Genomic DNA, 18,618 nt, shown 5'->3' on the forward strand with positions numbered 1-18,618 from the left:
TCCCCGCCGAGAAGGATCACCGCCATGACGCACCAGCACGACATCTCAGCACCGGCCGCCCCGTCGCCCCGGCCCACGGCGCCAGGCCCGGCCCCGGCGCCCGGCACCCCGCTGGCGGAGTTGTTCGCCGCGTGGGTGGAGCGCGCGCCGGACGCGCCCGCGGTGACCGACGGGCGGCGCGACTGGTCCTACGGCGAGATCGACGCGTGGTCCGACAACCTGGCCCACGATCTCGCCGGGCGCGGGGTGGGCCCGGAGCGCGTCGTGGCGCTGGTGTTGCCCCGTTGCGTCGAACTCGTCGTCGCGGAGCTGGCGGTGGCGAAGGCGGGTGGCGCGTTCCTGCCGGTCGACCCCGCCTATCCGGCCGAGCGGCGGGCGCTGATGCTGTCCGACGCGCGTCCGGTCGTGGTCATCGACGACGCGGCGCTGATCCGGCCGTTCGGGGGGCGCGCGCGGTCGCGGGGCGGCGTGCGGGCGGCCGCGCCGCCGGACCCCCGGCATCCGGCGTACGTCATCTTCACCTCGGGGTCCACCGGGGCGCCGAAGGGCGTGGTGGTGCCGCACGCCGGTCTCGCCGGGTTCGCGGCGGCGGCCGCCGCGCGGTACGAGGTGCGGCCGGGCGATCGGGTGCTGCAGTTCTCCTCCCCCAGCTTCGACGCCTCCGTGCTGGAGCTGTGCGTCTCGCTGCTGTCGGGCGCGACCCTGGTGGTGCCGCCGGGCGGGCCGTGGCTGGGTGAGGAGTTAACCGGTGTGCTGCGCGAACACCGCGTGAGCCACGCCCTGATACCGCCGGCCGCGCTCGCCACCCTGCCCGCCCCCGACGGCGCGCGGGACCTGCCCGACCTGCGGACCCTCATCGTGGGCGCCGAGGCGTGCCCGGCCGAGCTGGTCGATCGCTGGGCCACGGGCCGCCGGATGATCAACTCCTACGGCCCCACCGAGGCCACCGTCGTGGCCTCCTGGACCGGCCCGCTGGTGCCCGGCGGCGGCGCGCCGTCGATCGGCCGGCCGTTGCCGTACGCCGAGGCGCACGTCCTGGACGCGGCCATGCGGCCGGTGCCGCCCGGTACCGACGGCGAGTTGTACGTGGGCGGCGTCGGGGTCGCGCGCGGCTACCTGGGGCGCCCCGGTCTGACCTCGGCGCGCTTCGTCGCCGACCCCTACGGGCCGCCCGGCGCGCGCCTGTACCGCACCGGCGACCTGGCCCGCTGGAACGCCGACGGCGAGCTGGAGTTCGCCGGGCGCACGGACCGTCAGGTCAAGCTGCGCGGGTTCCGCGTCGAGCCGGGCGAGATCGAGGCGGTGTTGGCCCGGCACCCCCGGGTCGGCGCCGCGGTGGTCACCGTACGCGAGGACGAGCCGGGGTTGCGGCGCCTGGTCGGCTACGTCACCCCGGGCGACCCGGGCCGCCCGCCGTCGGGAGCGGAGGTGCGCGCGGCGGGGGCCCGCAGCCTGCCCGCGCACATGGTGCCGTCGGCCGTCGTCGTCCTCGACGCCTTCCCGCTGACGGCACATCACAAGATCGACACCGCGGCGCTGCCCGCGCCGGGACCGGCCCAGGGCACCGGCGCGGACTCCGTCGCGCCCAGGACCGCCGCCGAACGGGCGCTGGCGGACATCTGGTGCGAGGTGCTGCGGGTGCGCGAAGTGGGGGTCGCGGACGACTTCTTCGACCTCGGCGGTGACTCGGTGCTCGCCGCCCGCGTCCTGTCCCGGGTGCGAGAGACCTTCGGCACCGCGACGACCCTGCGGGAGCTGTTCGGGGCGCGGACGATCGCCGCGCTGGCGCCCCTGCTGGACCGGCCGGCCGACGAGGGGACCCGGGCGCTGATCACGCCCGCCCGCCGCGACCGCGAACTCCCGCTGTCCGGGGCCCAGCGGCGGCTGTGGTTCCTGGACGACCTGACGGCCGGCGGCACCGAGTACAACACCGGCGTCGCCGTACGCCTGACCGGCTCGCTGGACACCGAGGCGCTGGGCCGGGCGCTGGACCGGCTCGCCGCACGGCACGACGCGCTGCGCACCACGTTCGCCCTGGTGGACGGGCGGGCCGTGCAACGGGTGGACGGGCCGGCGAGCCTGCCGTTGCGCACCACTGACCTCGACGGGCTCCCGGCCGGGCGTCGCGAGGCGGAGGCCGAGCGACTGCTGGCCGAGGAGTTGAGCCGTCCGTACGACCTGCTGGACGGGCCGCTGACCCGTGCGCTGCTGGTGCGGCTGGGCGCGGAGGCGCATGTGCTGCTGCTCGCCCAGCACCACATCGTCACCGACGGCTGGTCGGTGGGGGTGCTGGTGCGGGAGCTGGCCGCGCTGTACGCGGCCGAGGCGGCCGGTGCCGACGACGGGTTGCCCGAACCCACCCTCCAGTACCCGGACTTCGCGGTGTGGGAGCACGAGCACGCCGACGCCGACGAGCACGCCGGCGCCCTCGCGTACTGGCGGACCCATCTGGCCGGCGTGCAGCCGCTGGACCTGCCGACGGACCGGCCGCGCCCTGCGGTGCGCACCACGGCCGGCGCGGCGCACCGCCACCTCCTGCCCGCGGAGTTGGCGCACCGGCTGGCCGGGCTGGCCCGCGCCCGGGGCGCGACCGTGTTCACGGTCTTCGCCGGCGCGGCCTCGGTGCTGTTCTCCCGCTGGTCCGGACAGCGCGACATCGCCATCGGCACCGTCACCAGCGGGCGCACCCGGCGTGAGCTGGAGGAGGTGGCGGGCTTCTTCGTCAACACGCTGGTAGTGCGCACGGACGTGGACGGATCGGCCTCCGTCAACCAGTACCTGGACACGGTCCGCGCGACGCTGCTGGACGCCTTCGGGCACGACGCGGTGCCGTTCGACCGGGTCGTGGAGGAGCTGGCGCCGCGACGGGACGCCAGCCGCACCCCGCTGGTGCAGGCCCTGGTGGTGCAGCAGACGGCCCTGGAGCACCCGCCGCGCGCCGCGGGGGTGCGGATCGAGGAGTACCCGCTGCCGCGCCCGGCGGCGCGGTTCGACCTAGTGCTGGAGTTCACGCCGCGCCCCGACGGCTCCGTCGCGCTGACGGTGGAGTACAACACCGACCTGTTCGACGCGCGCACCGTGGAGCGGCTCACCCGCCAACTGCACCTGTTGCTCGACCACATGGCCGAGGACCCGCGCCGTCGGCTGGCCGATCTGCCGCTGCTGGGCGAGCGCGAACGGCGCACGATGCTCGACGACTGGAACACCCCGCACCGCGGCGGCCCGGACGCGGTGCTGCCCGCGCTCCTTGAGGCCCAGGTCCGGCGGACCCCGGAGCGGGTCGCCGTCGTGTGTGGCACGGCCCGGCTGACCTACGCGGAGGTCGACGAGCGGGCCAACCGCCTCGCCCGGCTGCTGGTCGAGCGGGGGGTGGGCCCGGAGACGCTGGTGGGCGTGGCCCTGCCGCGCTCGGCCGAGCTGGTGCCCGCGTTGTGGGCGGTGTTGAAGGCGGGCGCGGGCTATCTGCCGGTGGACCCGGGCTACCCGGGTGAACGCGTCCGCTTCATGCTCGCCGACGCCCGGCCGGCGCTGGTGGTGGCCGTCCGGGAGACCGTCGACCGCCTGCCGGAGGGCACGGAGTGCCTGGTGCTGGACGAGCCGGCGGTCGAGGCGGAGCTGGCCCGGCGGTCGCCGTCGGGCCTCACCGACGCCGAGCGCGTACGCCCGCTGGAGCCGCTGCACCCCGCCTACGCGATCTACACCTCCGGTTCGACCGGGCGCCCCAAGGGCGTGCTGGTGCCCCACCGCGGCGTGGTGGACCTCGCGGCCTGGGCCAGGGACCGGTTCGGTGTCCAGGGGCTGACCGACGTGGTGGCCTCCACCTCGCTCAACTTCGACGTGTCCGTCTTCGAACTGCTCTGCCCGCTGCTGTGCGGCGGGAGCGTCGTGGTGGTGTCCGACCTCACCGCGCTCGCCGAGGGCGCGGTGCCGGGGCGCGCAGGGCTGCTCAGCGGCGTGCCGTCGGCGATGGCACGGGCGCTGGACCGGGGCGCGGGGGTCGAGGCCGGCACGGTGGTGCTGGCGGGCGAGGCGCTGCCGGCCCAGACGGTGCGGCAGATCCGGCAGGCCATGCCGGCGGCCCGGATCGCCAACATCTACGGCCCGACGGAGGCGACGGTGTACGCCACCGCGTGGTTCGCCGGCGCCGAGCCGCCCCGGCAGGCCCCGCCGATCGGCCGACCCGTGGCCCGGACGCGGGTGTACGTCCTGGACGGCGGCATGCGACCGCAACCGGTGGGCGTGGCGGGCGAGTTGTACATCGGCGGAAGCGGCGTGGCGCGCGGGTACCTGAACCGTCCCGGGCTGACCGCGGCCCGGTTCGTCCCCGACCCGTTCGCCGCTCCCGGCGAGCGCATGTACCGCACCGGGGACCTGGCGCGGTGGACGGCCGACGGCGAGCTGGAGTACCTGGGCCGGACCGACCGGCAGGTGAAGGTGCGGGGGTTCCGCGTCGAGCTGGGGGAGGTCGAGGAGGCGCTGCGGGGTTGCGCGGGGGTGGCCCGGGCGGCCGCCACCGCCCAGGAGGGCGACGGGCACAAGCGGCTGGTCGGCTACGTGGTGCCCGAGCCGGGCGCGGAGCTGGTGCCGGGTGCCGTGCTGCGCGAGCTGGAGCGCGCCATGCCGCACTACATGGTGCCGCAGGCCGTGGTCGTCCTCCCGGAGCTGCCGCTGAACCCCAACGGCAAGCTCGACCGCGACCGGCTGCCCGCGCCGGACTGGACGTCGGCGGCCGGGGCCGACTACGAGGCCCCGCGCACCGCCACCGAGAAGGCGCTGGCCGCCGTGTGGGCGAACGTCCTGCGCGTGGAGCGGGTGGGCCTGAACGACAACTTCTTCCTGCTGGGCGGCGACTCGATCCTCAGCATCCACGTGGTGGCCCAGGCCCGGCAGGCGGGGCTGACCGTCACCTCGCGCGACGTCTACCAGTACCAGACGGTCGGCGCCCTGGCGCGCCGCGCGGACGCGGCGGAGCCGCCCGCGGCCCGCGCGCAGGCGGTGCCCGACGCCGTCGGCGAGGCGCCGCTGACGCCCATCCAGCACTGGCTGTTCGAGGCGGGCGAGGAGTGGGCCGGGCGGTTCGCGCAGACGCTCTCCATGGAGCTGGCCGACCCGGTGGACGCCGACGCGCTCCAGGCCGCCCTGGGCGACCTGACCGCCCACCACGACGCGCTGCGCTCCCGTTTCGTACGCGGCGACGACGGCGCCTGGCACCAGCACATCGGTCACGAGGCGCCCCCGGTCACGCTGGGGCGGCACGCCGGGCCCGACGACGACGCCCCCCACCTGGGCCCGTTCGACCTCGCCCGGGGGCCGTTGCTGCGGGCCGTGCTGCACGACCGGGGCCAGAAGCCGGCCGTGCTGCACCTGAGCGTGCACCACCTGGTGGTCGACGGGGTCTCCTGGAGCGTCCTCCTGGACGACCTGGACCGGGCCTACCGCGCGCGGCGCGCGGGCTCCCGCCCCGCGCTGCCGGCGAAGTCGTCCTCGGTGCGGCACTGGGCGCTGCGGCTGACCGGCCACGCCGCGGCCGGCGGCTTCGACGGCGAGCGGGCGTACTGGGCCGCGGCGGGCGGTGGCGATCCGACGCTCCCCACCGACCTGGCCGGGGCCGACACCTACGCGTCGGCCCGCTCGGTGACCGTGCGGCTGGGCGCGCGGGAGACCGCCACGCTGCTGCACACCCTGCCCGCCGCGTACCGCACCCAGGTCAACGACGTGCTGCTGAGCGCGCTGGCCCGGGTGCTGGGCGAGTGGACCGGGCGCGACCGGGTGCCGGTCGACCTGGAGGGGCACGGGCGGGAGGAGCTGTTCGCCGACGCGGACCTCAGCCGCACGGTGGGCTGGTTCACCACCCGCTACCCGGTGTCTCTGAGCGCGCCGGCGGACGCGGACTGGGGCACGGTCGTGAAGTCGGTGAAGGAGCGGTTGCGAGCCGTGCCGGGGCGCGGTGTCGGCCACGGCGTGCACCGCCACCTGACCCGGGCGCCGGAGGTGCCCACCGGTCCCACCGCCGGCATCAGCTTCAACTACCTGGGCCGGCTGGCGCTCCCCGGCGGTGAGGACGGTCTCTTCCGTGGCCCGTACCGGGAGCTGGCGCTGGACGCCGACCCGGCGGCGCCGCGACCGCACGCTCTGGAGGTCGTCGGCCGGCTGGACGGGGACGCGCTGGAGTTCACCTGGTTCTACTCGGCCGAGCTGCACCGCGAGGAGACCGTGGCGCGGCTGGCCGACGCCTACGCCGACGCGTTGCGCGGCATCGCCGAGCACGGCGAGCGGCCCGGCGCCGGGGGCCGCACCCCGTCCGACTTCCCGCTGGCGGCGCTGGACCAGCCGGCGGTGGACCGGATGGTCGGTGACGGCGCGGACGTGGAGGACATCCACCCGCTCACCCCCACCCAGGCCGGGATGCTCTTCCACCGGCTGTCCCAGGACGCGGGGAGCGCCTACTTCCAGCAGTTGACCTTCGTGCTGGACGGGGTGCCCGACCCAGACGTGCTGGCCGCCGCCTGGCAGCGGGTCGCGGACCGCACCCCGGTGCTGCGTTCGCGCGTGGTGTGGGAGGACGTGCCGGAGCCGCTGCTGGTGGTCGAGCGCCGGGCCGCGGTGCCGGTCGCGCGGCTCGACTGGAGCGACCTGCCGGAGGACGAACGTGCGCGGCGGCTGCGGGAGTTGCTCGACGAGGACCGGCGGCGCGGGGTCGACCCGCGCACCGCGCCGCTGCTGCGGCTGACGCTGGTGCGGCTGTCGGGGGCCGAGGTGCGGGTGGTGTGGTCCTTCCACCATCTGATCCTGGACGGCTGGAGCCTGTTCCAGGTGCTCTCCGACGTCTTCGCCTGCCACGCCGCGCTGCGCGAGGGCACCGAGCCGGCCGCCGCGCTGCCCGAGCGCAGGCCCTTCCGGGACTACGTCGCCTGGCTGCGGGGACGCGACGCGGCGGGGGCCGAGCGGCACTGGCGGGAGCGGTTGGCCGGGCTGACCGAGCCGACGGCGCTGCCGTACGACCGCGAGCCGAGGGAGGCGCACCGGGCCGAGTCCGACGCGGCCGTGCGGGTGGCGCTGAGCGAGGGGGCCTCCCGCCGGCTGGAGCGCCTGGCCAGGGACGCCGGGGTGACGGCGGGCACCGTGGTGCAGGCCGCCTGGGCGCTGCTGCTGGCCCGCCTCACGGGCCGCGACGAGGTCGTCTTCGGCACCACGGTCTCCGGGCGACCGCCTGAGCTGCCCGGCGTGGAGGCGATGAACGGCCTGTTCATCGCGACCCTGCCGACCCGGTTGGCCGTCCCCCGCGAGGGCACCCTGACGGACTGGCTGGGCCGGGTGCAGGAGACGCAGAGCGAGGACCGGCGGTTCGACTTCCTTCCGCTGCCCCGGCTGCGCGCGCTGACCGGGCTCGCGGAGCGGGCCGCGCTGTTCGACAGCATCGTCGTGTTCGAGAACTACCCGGTGGACGACGCCCTGGCCGCCGCGCACGGGTTGCGGCTGAGCGGGCTTGAGGGCATCGAGACCACCAACTACCCGTTGAGCCTGGTGGCCTATCCCGGCGCCCGGCTCGCCCTGCGCGTCGGCTACGACGCGCGGTTGTTCGAGGCCGGCACCGCCGAGCGGATCGGCGAGTACCTGGTCGTGCTCCTGGAGGCCATGGCCGAGGGCGCGGACCGCCCGCCCGCCCGGCTGTCGCCGCTCGGCGCGGAGCGCCGCCGCCAGGTCGTCGAGGAGTGGAACACCACCCGCGCCACCCTGCCCGAGTCCACGGTCACCGACCTGTTCGCGGCGCGAGTCCGGCACGCCCCAAACGCCGCCGCCCTTGACACCGGCGACGCGGTGGTGACGTACCGCGAACTCGCCGACCGGGCCGACGCGCTGGCGCGCCACCTGGTCTCGCTCGGGGTGGGCCCGGAGCGGGCGGTCGGGGTGCTGATGGAGCGCTCCGCCGACGCGGTGGCCGCCCAGTTGGCGGTCGCCCGGGCGGGCGGCGTGTACGTACCGCTGGACGGGCGGGCACCGCGCGAGCGGCTGCGGCGGATGGTGGAGGACGCCGCCACGACGCTGGTGCTCACCGACGCCGCCTGGCGGGAGACCGCCGAGGCGGTGGCCCCTGGCGGGCGGGTGCTCGCGGTGGACGGCGAGGCGCCGCCGGGCGGGCCCGGCGAGGCCGCGCTGCCCGTGGCGCACCCGGACAACGTGTTCTGCCTGATGTTCACCTCGGGCTCCACGGGCCGGCCCAAGGGCGTCGCGGTACGCCACCGGGACGTGGTGGCCCTCGCGTCGGACCGGGCCTTCGCCGGTCACGACCGGGTGCTGGTCCACTCCCCGCAGGCGTTCGACGCGGCCACCTACGAGTTGTGGGTGCCGCTGCTGCGCGGCGGCTGCGCGGTGCTGGCGCCGCCCGGCGAGGTGGAGGCCGCGACGGTGCGCCGGGCCGTCTCCGAGCGCGGCGTGGGCCACCTGTGGCTGACGGCGGGGCTCTTCCGGCTGCTGGCGCAGGAGGAACCGGACTGCCTGCGGGGGGCGCGGGAGGTATGGACCGGGGGCGACGTGGTGCCCCCCGGCGCGGTGCGAGCGGTGCTCGACGCGTGCCCCGGCATCACCGTGGTCGACGGCTACGGCCCGACCGAGACCACCACGTTCGCCACCCGGCGGGTCTTCCGCGCCGGCGACCGGCTGCCCGCCGCGCTGCCCATCGGCCGGCCGCTGGACAACACGCGCGTGTACGTCCTGGACGAGGCCCTTGAGCCACTGCCGCCCGGTGTTCCCGGCGAGTTGTACATCGCCGGCGCGGGGCTGGCCCGTGGCTACGCCGGCCGGCCCGGTGCGACGGCGCTGCGGTACGTGGCGAACCCGTTCGGGCCGCCCGGCAGCCGCATGTACCGCACCGGTGACCTGGTGCGCTGGAGCGGCGACGGCGAACTGCTCTTCGCGGGCCGCGCCGACGACCAGGTCAAGATCCGGGGGTTCCGGGTCGAACCCGCCGAGATCGAGGCGGCGTTGGCCCGGCACCCGGCGGTCGCCGAGGCGGTGGTCGTGGCGCGCGCCGACGCCGGACCGGCCAGGCTGGTCGGCTACCTGGTCGCCGCGCCGGGCGCCACGCCGCCGGAGGCGAGCGCGCTGCGCGCGCACCTGGCCGCCGAACTGCCCGACTACATGGTGCCCTCGGCCTTCGTGGCACTGGACGCGCTGCCCCTGACCGACAACGGCAAGGTGGACCGGCGGCGCCTGCCCGCGCCCGAGCCGGCGGCCGGCGCCGAGGGGGCATACCGGGCGCCGCGCACCGAAGCGGAACGGGTGCTGGCGGACATCTGGGGCGCGCTGCTGGGCGTGGAGCGGGTCGGGGTGGAGGACAACTTCTTCCATCTGGGCGGGGACTCGATCCTCAGCATCCAGGTCGTGTCGCGGGCCAGGCGGGCGGGGCTGTCCCTGACGCCCCGGGAGGTCTTCCGGCACCCCACGATCGCCGCCCTGGCCGCCGCTTCGGCACCGGCCGCGCCGATCGCCGGTGCCGAACCGGTGAGCGGCGACGTGCCGCTCACCCCGATCCAGCACTGGTTCCTCGATTCCGAGCCGCGCCACCCGGGCCACTTCGACCAGCGGGTCACCCTCGACCTGGCCGACGACGTCGAACCGGAGGCGCTGCGCCGGGCGTTGGGCGTGCTGTGGGACCACCATGACGCCCTGCGCTCCCGCTTCGAGCAGCGCGCGGACGGCACGTGGCGCCAGCACTGCCCGGCCCCCGGCGCGGCCGGCGCCGACCTGCTGCGGGAGCACGACGTGAGCGGGCTGACCGACGCGGAGTACGCGGCGGCGGTGGATGCGGCCACGGGCGGCGCGCGCGCCGTCTTCCCGCTGGCGGAGGGGCCGTTGCTGGCGGCCGACCTGTTCACCGGCTCGGACGGCAGACCGCCGCGGCTGGTGTTGGCCGTGCACCACCTGGTCGTGGACGGCGTCTCGTGGCGGGTGCTCCTGGAGGACCTGGTCAGCGCCTACCAGCGGGAGCGCACCGGCGAGGGGGAACCGCTCGCCCGCACCACCTCCGTACGGGAGTGGGCGCGGCTGCTGCGAGCCCGCGCCGCCGCCGGGGGGTTCGACGCCGAACTCGCCCACTGGGGCGAGGTGGCCCGGCACTCCGAGACCCCGCTGCCCGTGGACGCGGAGGGTGGCAACACCATCGCCGACCTGGGCCAGGTGACCGTGCGCCTGGACCGGGAGCTGACCGGCGACCTGCTGCACAAGGTGCCCGGGGTCTACCGCACCCGGATCGACGACGTGCTGCTCACCGCGCTCGGCCGGATGCTGGCCGAGTGGACGGGGCGGAGCACCGTCGCGGTGGCCCTGGAGGGGCACGGCCGTGCGGACCACCTCTTCGACGGCGTGGACCTCTCCCGTACGGTCGGCTGGTTCACCAGCCTGTACCCCGTGGCCCTCGACGTGCCCGGCGGGGACTGGGGCGCGGCGCTCAAGGCGGTCAAGGAGGGGCTGCGGGCGGTGCCGGGTCACGGGCTCGGGTACGGCGCGCTGCGCCACCTGGCGGGGGCCGCCGGGCCGGCCGCCGCTCCCCCGCCGTGGATCAGCTTCAACTACCTGGGGCGGTTCGACTGGCCGAGCGGCGACGGCCTGGTGCGGGCGGTGCGCGGCGGCCTGGACGGCTCGGAGTCACCGGAGTCGGAGCGCCCGCACCTGCTGGACGTGATCGCCCGGGTGGAGGACGGGCGGCTGGAGCTGACCTGGTACCACAGCAGGGCGGTGCACCGGGAGGAGACGGTGCGGGCGCTGTCCGAGGGCATGGCGCGGGCGCTGGCGGAGATCGCCGCGCACTGCGCCCGGCCGGAGGCCGGCGGTCGCACGCCGTCCGACTTCCCGCTGGCCCGGCTGGACCAGCCGGCCGTCGACCGGGTCGTGGGCGACGGGCGCGCGGTGCGGGACGTCCTGCCGCTGACGCCGATGCAGGCGGGCATGCTCTTCCACACCCTGATGGACCCCGGCTCGGCCACCTACTTCAACCAGGTGCACCTCGTGCTGCGCGGGGTCACCGACCCCGGTGCGCTGGCCACGGCCTGGCAGCGGACGGCCGACGCCAACCCGATGCTGCGCACCCGCCTGGTGTGGGAGGAGACCGCCGAGCCGCTGCAGGTCGTGCACGAGCGGGCCACCGTGCCCATCACCGTCCACGACTGGTCGGGGCGCGAGGGCGCGGACGGCGAGGACGGCGAGCGGGCGCTGGAGGAACTGCTCGCCGCCGACCGGAAGAAGGGCCTGGACCTGTCCGTCGCCCCGCTGATGCGGCTGACCCTGATCCGGTTGTCGGCCGACCGGGTACGGCTGGTGTGGACCTTCCACCACATCCTGCTCGACGGCTGGAGCGCGGCCCAGGTCTTCGACGAGGTCTGCGAGCGGTACGCGGCGCTCACCTCGGGCCGTGCGCCCGACGTACCGTCCCGGGCGCCGTTCGGCGACTACCTGGGCTGGCTCGCCGGGCGGGACACCTCCGAGGCGGAGCGGCACTGGCGCGCGGTGCTGGCTGGTTTCACCGCGCCGACGGAGCTGCCGCGCGACCGGCGGCTGGCACAGGCCCACCGCGCCTCCTCGTCGGGCTCGGTGCGCGTGCGGCTGAGCGCGGCGGACTCGGCGGCGCTGCGGGCGATGGCGCGGCGGTACGGCCTGACGGTGAACACCGTGCTGCAGGGCGCCTGGGCGCTGCTGCTCGCGCGCTTCGGCGACAGCGCCGACGTGGTGTTCGGCACCACCGTCTCCGGGCGCCCGGCGGACCTGCCCGGCGTGGAGGCCATGGTCGGCCTGTTCATCAACACGCTGCCCACCCGGGTCAGGGTGGCCGGCGACCGGGCGCTGCCGGAGTGGTTGCGGGAATTGCAGGAGGCCCAGTCGGAGGCGCGGCGGCACGACTTCGTGTCGCTGGCGCAGATCCAGTCCTGGAGCGACGTGCCGGGCGGTACGCACCTGTTCGAGAGCCTGGTGGTGTTCGAGAACTACCCCTTCGACGGCGGCGCCCTGGCCCGGCACGGGCTGAGCCTGGAGGAGGAGCGGGACCTGGAGCCCACCAACTACCCGCTCAGCATGATCGTTGCCCCCGGTGAGCGGCTGACCATGGCCCTGGACTACGACCCGGCGGCCTTCGACGCCGCGACCGTGGAGCGGCTTGGCGGTTGCCTGCGGGTGCTGCTGACGGCGATGGCGGGCGAGCCCGAGCGCCGGTTGCGGGAGCTGCCGCTGCTGGACGAGCGCGAACAGCGGCGCGTCATCGGGGAGTGGGGAGGCGCGGTCGTCCCGGTGCCCGGGCGCGTGCTGCCCGAGGTGTTCGAGGAGCAGGCCGCCCGCACCCCGCACGCCCCGGCCGTGACGGCCGCCGACGGGCGGCTGAGCTACCGGGAGCTGAACGAGCGCGCCAACCGGCTGGCCCGGGTACTGATCGCGGGGGGCGCGGGCCCCGAGCGCTTCGTGGCCCTGGCCCTGCCGCGCACGACCGACCTGGCCGTGGCGCTGCTCGCGGTGGCCAAGAGCGGCGCCGGCTACCTGCCGGTCGACCCCTCGTACCCGGCCGAGCGGGTCGCGTTCCTCTTCGACGACGTGCGCCCCACGCTCGTGCTGACCACACCCGCGGCGGGTGAGCGGCTGCCCGAGGGGGGTGCCCGGCGGATCGAGTTCGGGCCGGCCCTGGACGAGCGCCTGGCGGCGCTGCCCGCCGGTGACGTCGTCGACGCGGAGCGGGACGGCCCGCTGCTGCCCGCCCACCCCGCGTACGTCATCCACACCTCGGGCTCGACGGGCGTGCCCAAGGGCGTGGTGGCCACCCACGGTTCGGTGGTGGCGCTGGCGGACTGGGCGCGCGCCACCTTCGGCGCCACCGGCCTGTCCCACGTCGTGGCCGCCACCTCGCTCAACTTCGACGTGTCCGTCTTCGAGATCTACTGCCCGCTGCTGTGCGGCGGCGGCATCGAGCTGGTGGACGACCTGCTGGCCCTGGCCGAGCGCGACACCCCGTGGACGGCGAGCCTGCTCAGCGCGGTGCCGTCGGCGCTGGGCCAGTTGCTGGCCCAGGGTGCGGTGCGGGTCTCGGCGGACACGGTGGTGCTGGCCGGCGAGGGGCTCGCGGCGCGCACCGTGGCGGAGGTCCGGGCCGCCATCCCCGGCTGCCGGGTCGCCAACATCTACGGCCCGACCGAGGCCACCGTCTACGCGACCGCGTACGACTGCGACCCGGCCGACCCGGACCGCACCCCGCCGATCGGCAGGCCGGTGACCGGCGCCCGGGCCCACGTGCTGGACCCGTGGCTGCGGCCGGTGCCCGTGGGGGCGCCGGGCGAGCTGTACCTGGCGGGGACCGGTGTGGCCCGCGGCTACCTCCGGCGGCCCGGCCTGACCGCGCGCCGCTTCCTGCCCGACCCGTTCGGCCCGGCGGGCTCGCGGATGTACCGCACCGGCGACCTGGTGCGCTGGGGCGCCGACGGTCAACTGGAGTACCTGGGGCGCTCGGACGACCAGGTCAAGGTGCGGGGCTTCCGCGTCGAACTGGGCGAGGTGGAGGCCGCGCTGGCCCGGCACCCGGAGGTGGCCGAGGCCGCCGCGCGGGTGGTGGACGGGGGCGGACACAAGCGCCTGGTGGGGTACGTGGTGGGCCGCGACGGCACGTCCGTCGACACCGCCGCGCTGCGCGCCCACCTCGCGCGGGGACTGCCCGACCACCTGGTGCCCGCAGCGATCGTGCCGTTGGAGCGGCTGCCGCTGGGCGCGACGGGCAAGCTCGACCGGCGCGCCCTGCCGGCGCCCGACTGGTCGGCGCCCGCGTCGACGGACGGCCACGTGGCGCCGCGTACCGCCGCCGAGCGGGAGTTGGCCCGTATCTGGGCCGAGGTGCTGGGCGTGGAGCGGGTCGGCGCGCACGACAACTACTTCGCGCTGGGCGGGGACTCCATCCTCAGCATCCAGGTCGTCTCGGCCGCGCGGCGGGCCGGGATCGCGCTCACCCCGCGCCACCTGTTCTCGCACCAGACGGTGGCCGCCCTCGCGGCGGCGGCCGACGCGGTGACGGCCGGACCCGCGGGCGCCGAACAGGGACCCGTGGTGGGCGAGGTGGCGCTGACACCCATCCAGCACTGGCTGTTCGACGAGGCTCCCGGCGACCCCGGCCGCTTCGCCCAGACGCTCGCGTTCCGGTTGGCCGAGGACACCGACGTGGCGGCGCTGCGCGCCGCGCTGGCCGCCGTGCTGGAACACCACGACGCGCTGCGCATGCGGTACGAGGACACCGGCGACGGACCGCCGCGCCAGTACGGCACCGCGCCCGGCGCGGCCGTCGACCTGCGGGTCCGCGAGCTGCCGGACGGGGCCCCGGAGGAGGTCGCGGCCGGAGTGCGCGCGCTCGCCGACGAGGCGTGCGCGGACTTCGACCTGGCGCGCGGGCCGCTGCTGCGGACCGTGCTGTGCCGGCCGGGCGACCAGTCGCCGCCGATCCTGTTGCTGGCCGCCCACCACCTGGTGGTGGACGCGGTGTCGTGGCGGATCATCGCGGAGGACCTGGACAGCGCCTACCGCCGGCTGCGCGCCGGGCAGGAGGCCGACCTCGGCCCGAAGACGACCTCCTTCCGCGCCTGGGCCCGGAAGCTGGCCGACCACGCCGTCGCCGGCGGCTTCGACGACGAACTCCCCTACTGGGCCACCGCCGGCGCCCCCGCCGAGCTGCCCACCGACCGTGCCGGCCGGAACTCCGCGGACTCCGAGGAGACGGTGACCGTGCGGCTGGAGACGGAGGAGACCCGCCGGCTGCTCCAGGACGTGCCGGAGGTCTACCGCACCCGGGTGGGCGAGGTGCTGCTGTGCGCCCTGGGCCGGGTGCTGGCCCGCTGGACCGGTCGGGCCCGGGTGCCGATCGCCCTGGAGGGCCACGGCCGGGAGGAGCTGTTCGACGACGTCGACCTCTCGCGCACCGTCGGCTGGTTCACCACCATGTTCCCCGTCGCGCTCGACCTGCCGCCGGACGCGGACCTGGGCACGGCGCTCAAGTCCGCCAAGGAGGGCCTGCGGTCGGTGCCCCGCAACGGCCTGGGGCACGGCGCGCTGCGCCACCTGCGCCGGGCGCCGGGCACCTTCCCCGAGGAGCCGCGCATCTCCTTCAACTACCTCGGCCGGCGGGACTGGAGCGCCCGCGCGGACGGCGGCCTGCTGCACGCCCCGTACGGCGCGCTGGGCGGCGACATGGACCGCGATGCCGACCGGCCGCACCTGATCGACGTCGTGGGGGCCGTGGCCGACAAGCAACTGGAGTTCACCTGGTCGTACTCGGCCAACCTGCACGAGCGCGCGACCGTTGGGCGGCTGGCCGAGGAGACGGCGGACGAGCTGCGGGAGATCGTGCGGCACTGCGCGCGGCCGGACGCCGGGGGCCGCACGCCCTCGGACTTCCCGCTGGCGCCGCTCGACCAGGCGGCGGTGGACCGCCTGGTGGGCACCGGACGGGACGTCGTCGACCTGTACCCGCTCACCCCCACCCAGGCGGGCCTGGTCTTCCACGGGCTCGACCAGCCCGGCGAGGGGCTGTACGTGGAGCAGGCCACCTTCGTGCTGGACGGCGTGCCGGACAGCGCCGTGCTGGCCGCGGCCTGGCAGCACGTCGTGGACCACACCCCGGTGCTGCGCAGCGCGGTCGTACTGCGTGACGTACCCGTCCCGTTGCAGGTGGTGCACCGCCACGCCGAACTGCCGGTCACCTTGCTGGACTGGAGTGGCCTGGACGAGGCCGGGCGCGACGCGGCCCTTGGGCGGCTGCTGGCCGAGGACCGGGAGCGCGGGCTCGACCTGGACCGGCCGCCGCTGCTGCGGCTGGCGCTCGCCCGGCTCTCCGCCACCGAGGTCCGCGTGGTGTGGACCTTCCACCACGTCCTGCTGGACGGGTGGAGCGTCTTCCACGTGCTGTCGGACGTGTTCGCCTGCCACGCGGCCCTGACCCGGGGCGCCGACCCCCGGCCGCCGGAGCGGCGCCCGTTCGCCGACTACGTCGGCTGGCTGGCCACCCGTGACGGCGACCGGGCCGAGGAGCACTGGCGCCGCACCCTGGCAGGGCTGTCCGCGCCGACCCCGCTGCCCTACGACCGCCGTCCGGCGCGGGGGGCGGCGACCCGGTCGGGCACCTGGCTGTCGCGGCGGCTGGGCGAGCGGGAGAGCGCCGCGCTGCGGGACTTCGCGCGAGCCCACCACCTGACGCTGAACACGGTCGTGCAGGGCGTGTGGGCCCTGCTGCTGTCGCGCTGGAGCGGCGAGCGCGACGTGTGCTTCGGCACGACCGTCTCCGGACGGCCGGCCGACCTGCCCGGCGCGGAGGAGATCACCGGGCTGTTCATCAACACCCTGCCGGTGCGCTGCGTGGTGGACGGCGCCGCGTCCCCGGCGGGTTGGCTGGGCACGTTGCAGGCCGCGCAGGCCGACGCCCGGGGCCACGACCACCTGCCGCTGTCCGACCTGCGCGCCCTGAGCGACCTGCCCGCGGGGGTGTCGCTGTTCGAGAGCCTGGTGGTGTTCGAGAACTACCCGATCAACGACGGCGCCGCCACCGCCCACGGGCTGCGGGTGCGGGACCTGCACGCCCTGGAGGCCACCAACTACCCGCTGACCGCGGTGGTCTCGCCCGGCGAACGGCTCAGCGTCGAACTCGGCTACGACCCCCGGTACTTCGAGGAGTCCACCGCCGAGTCGCTGGCCGCCCAGTTCGCCCACGCCCTGGGCGCCCTGGCCGCCGCCGGCGAGGGCGCCACCGTCGACGCCGTCGCCACCCTGCCGCCGGCGGAGGCCGCGCGGCTGACGGGGCCGGTCGCGGCGCCGACCGACGGCCGCCCGGTGCCCGCGGTGGGCCTGGCGGCGCTGGTGGAGGCCGCCGTCGACCGGTGGCCGGACGCCACCGCGCTGACCGCGCCGGGCGTGCGGCTGTCCTTCGCGGAGCTGGAGGCACGGGCCAACCGACTCGCGCACCGGCTCGTCGCGCGCGGCGCGGGCCCCGGCGACCTGGTGGCGTTGGTGCTGCCGCGCGGGGTCGACATGGTCACCGCCCAGCTCGCGACCGCCAAGGCGGGCGCCGCGTACCTGCCGGTCGACCCGGACTATCCGGCCGAGCGGATCGCGCTGATGCTGCGGGACGCCGCCCCGGTGGTCACGTTGACCGGGGAGGAGGCGCGCGAACTGCTCGCCGACGGCGGTGACGAGGCGCCCGGGCACCGGCCCACCGACGCCGACCGGCTCCGCCCGGCGGCCCTGGACGACCCGGCGTACGTGCTCTACACCTCGGGCTCCACCGGCACGCCCAAGGGCGTGGTCGTCACCCACCGCGGGCTGGCGGAGTTCGCCGCGGCGGAGGCCGACCACTACCAGGTGCGGCCGGGCGACCGGGTGTTGGCCTTCGCCCGGCCCAGCTTCGACGCGTCGGTGCTGGAGCTGTGCATGGCGCTGCCCGCCGGGGCGGCCCTGGTGCTGCCGCCGCCCGGCCCGCTGCTCGGCGCGGAGCTGGCCGACGTGCTGCGCGCCGAGCGCGTCACGCACACCCTGCTGCCGCCCGCCGCGCTCGCCACCGTGCCGGCGGAGGCCGCGGGGACGCTGACCGACCTGCGGACGCTCATCGTGGGCGCGGACGCCTGCGGCCCCGACCTCGTCGCTCGCTGGGCGCCCCACCACCGAATGATCAACTCCTACGGGCCGACCGAGTCCACGGTCGTGGCGACCTGGTCAGGGCCGCTCACGCCCACCGGGGCCGCGCCGCCCATCGGCCGGCCGAGGCCGGGCAGCGGTGGGTACGTGCTCGACGCCCGGCTGCGCCCGGTCGCCGACAACGTGCCCGGCGAACTGTGGGTCCACGGGCCGTCGCTGGCCCGCGGCTACCTGGGCCGGCCGGGCCTGACCGCCTCCCGGTTCACCGCCGACCCGTACGGCCCGCCCGGCTCGCGGATGTACCGCACCGGCGACCTGGTGCGCCGGGACGCCTCGGGCGAGCTGCACTACCTGGGGCGCGCCGACCACCAGATCGCGCTGCGCGGCCACCGGATCGAGGCGGGCGAGGTCGAGGCCGCGCTGACGGCCCACCCGGCGGTGCGGCAGGCCGTGGTGAGCGTACGGCGGGACGAGCCCGGCGAGCCGGTGCTCGTGGCGCACCTGCTCGCCGCGCCCGGGGCACAGGTGCCGCCGGACACGGAACTGCGCGCGTTCGCCGCCCGCACACTGCCCGGGCACATGGTGCCGACCGCCTTCGCCGTCCTGGAGCGCTTCCCGCTCACCGAGAACGGCAAGGTCGACCGTGCCGCCCTGCCCGCGCCCGGCGCGCGGTCGGCACCGGCCGCCGCGCGGGTGGCGCCCCGCACGCCCACCGAGGAGGCCGTCGCGGGCGTGTGGGCCGAGGTGCTGGACGCCTCCGTGGGCGTCACGGACGACTTCTTCGCCCTGGGCGGTGACTCGATGCGGGCGCTGGCCATCGCGGCGCGCGCCGGCGAGGCGTTCGGCCTGTCCCTCACCCCACGGGACGTGCTCACCACCCGCACGGTCGCCGCCCTGGCCGAGCTGGTGGAGGAGCGGGTGCTGCGGGAACTGGAAGACGCCGCGAGCGGCGACAGCGACCACGACGAACGATGAGGGCCGACG

At 76.5% G+C, this 18,618-nt stretch carries 1 protein-coding gene; it reads left to right on the forward strand.

Annotation, left to right across the window (positions count from 1 at the left end):
- The first annotated feature begins 24 nt into the window (after positions 1 to 24).
- Positions 25 to 18,609 carry a non-ribosomal peptide synthase/polyketide synthase gene (locus tag OYE22_RS01735; RefSeq protein ID WP_277318724.1) on the forward strand — a complete coding sequence of 6,195 codons (18,585 nt, stop codon included), beginning with the start codon at positions 25 to 27 and terminating at the stop codon, positions 18,607 to 18,609.
- Positions 18,610 to 18,618 lie beyond the last annotated feature (9 nt).

The sequence above is a fragment of the Streptomyces sp. 71268 genome (genome assembly GCF_029392895.1).
Lineage (GTDB): Bacteria > Actinomycetota > Actinomycetes > Streptomycetales > Streptomycetaceae > Streptomyces.

Excerpts from the sequence above, each read along its gene's own strand:
- OYE22_RS01735 (WP_277318724.1), top strand. The coding sequence starts at position 25 with ATGACGCACCAGCACGACATCTCAGCACCGGCCGCCCCGTCGCCCCGG.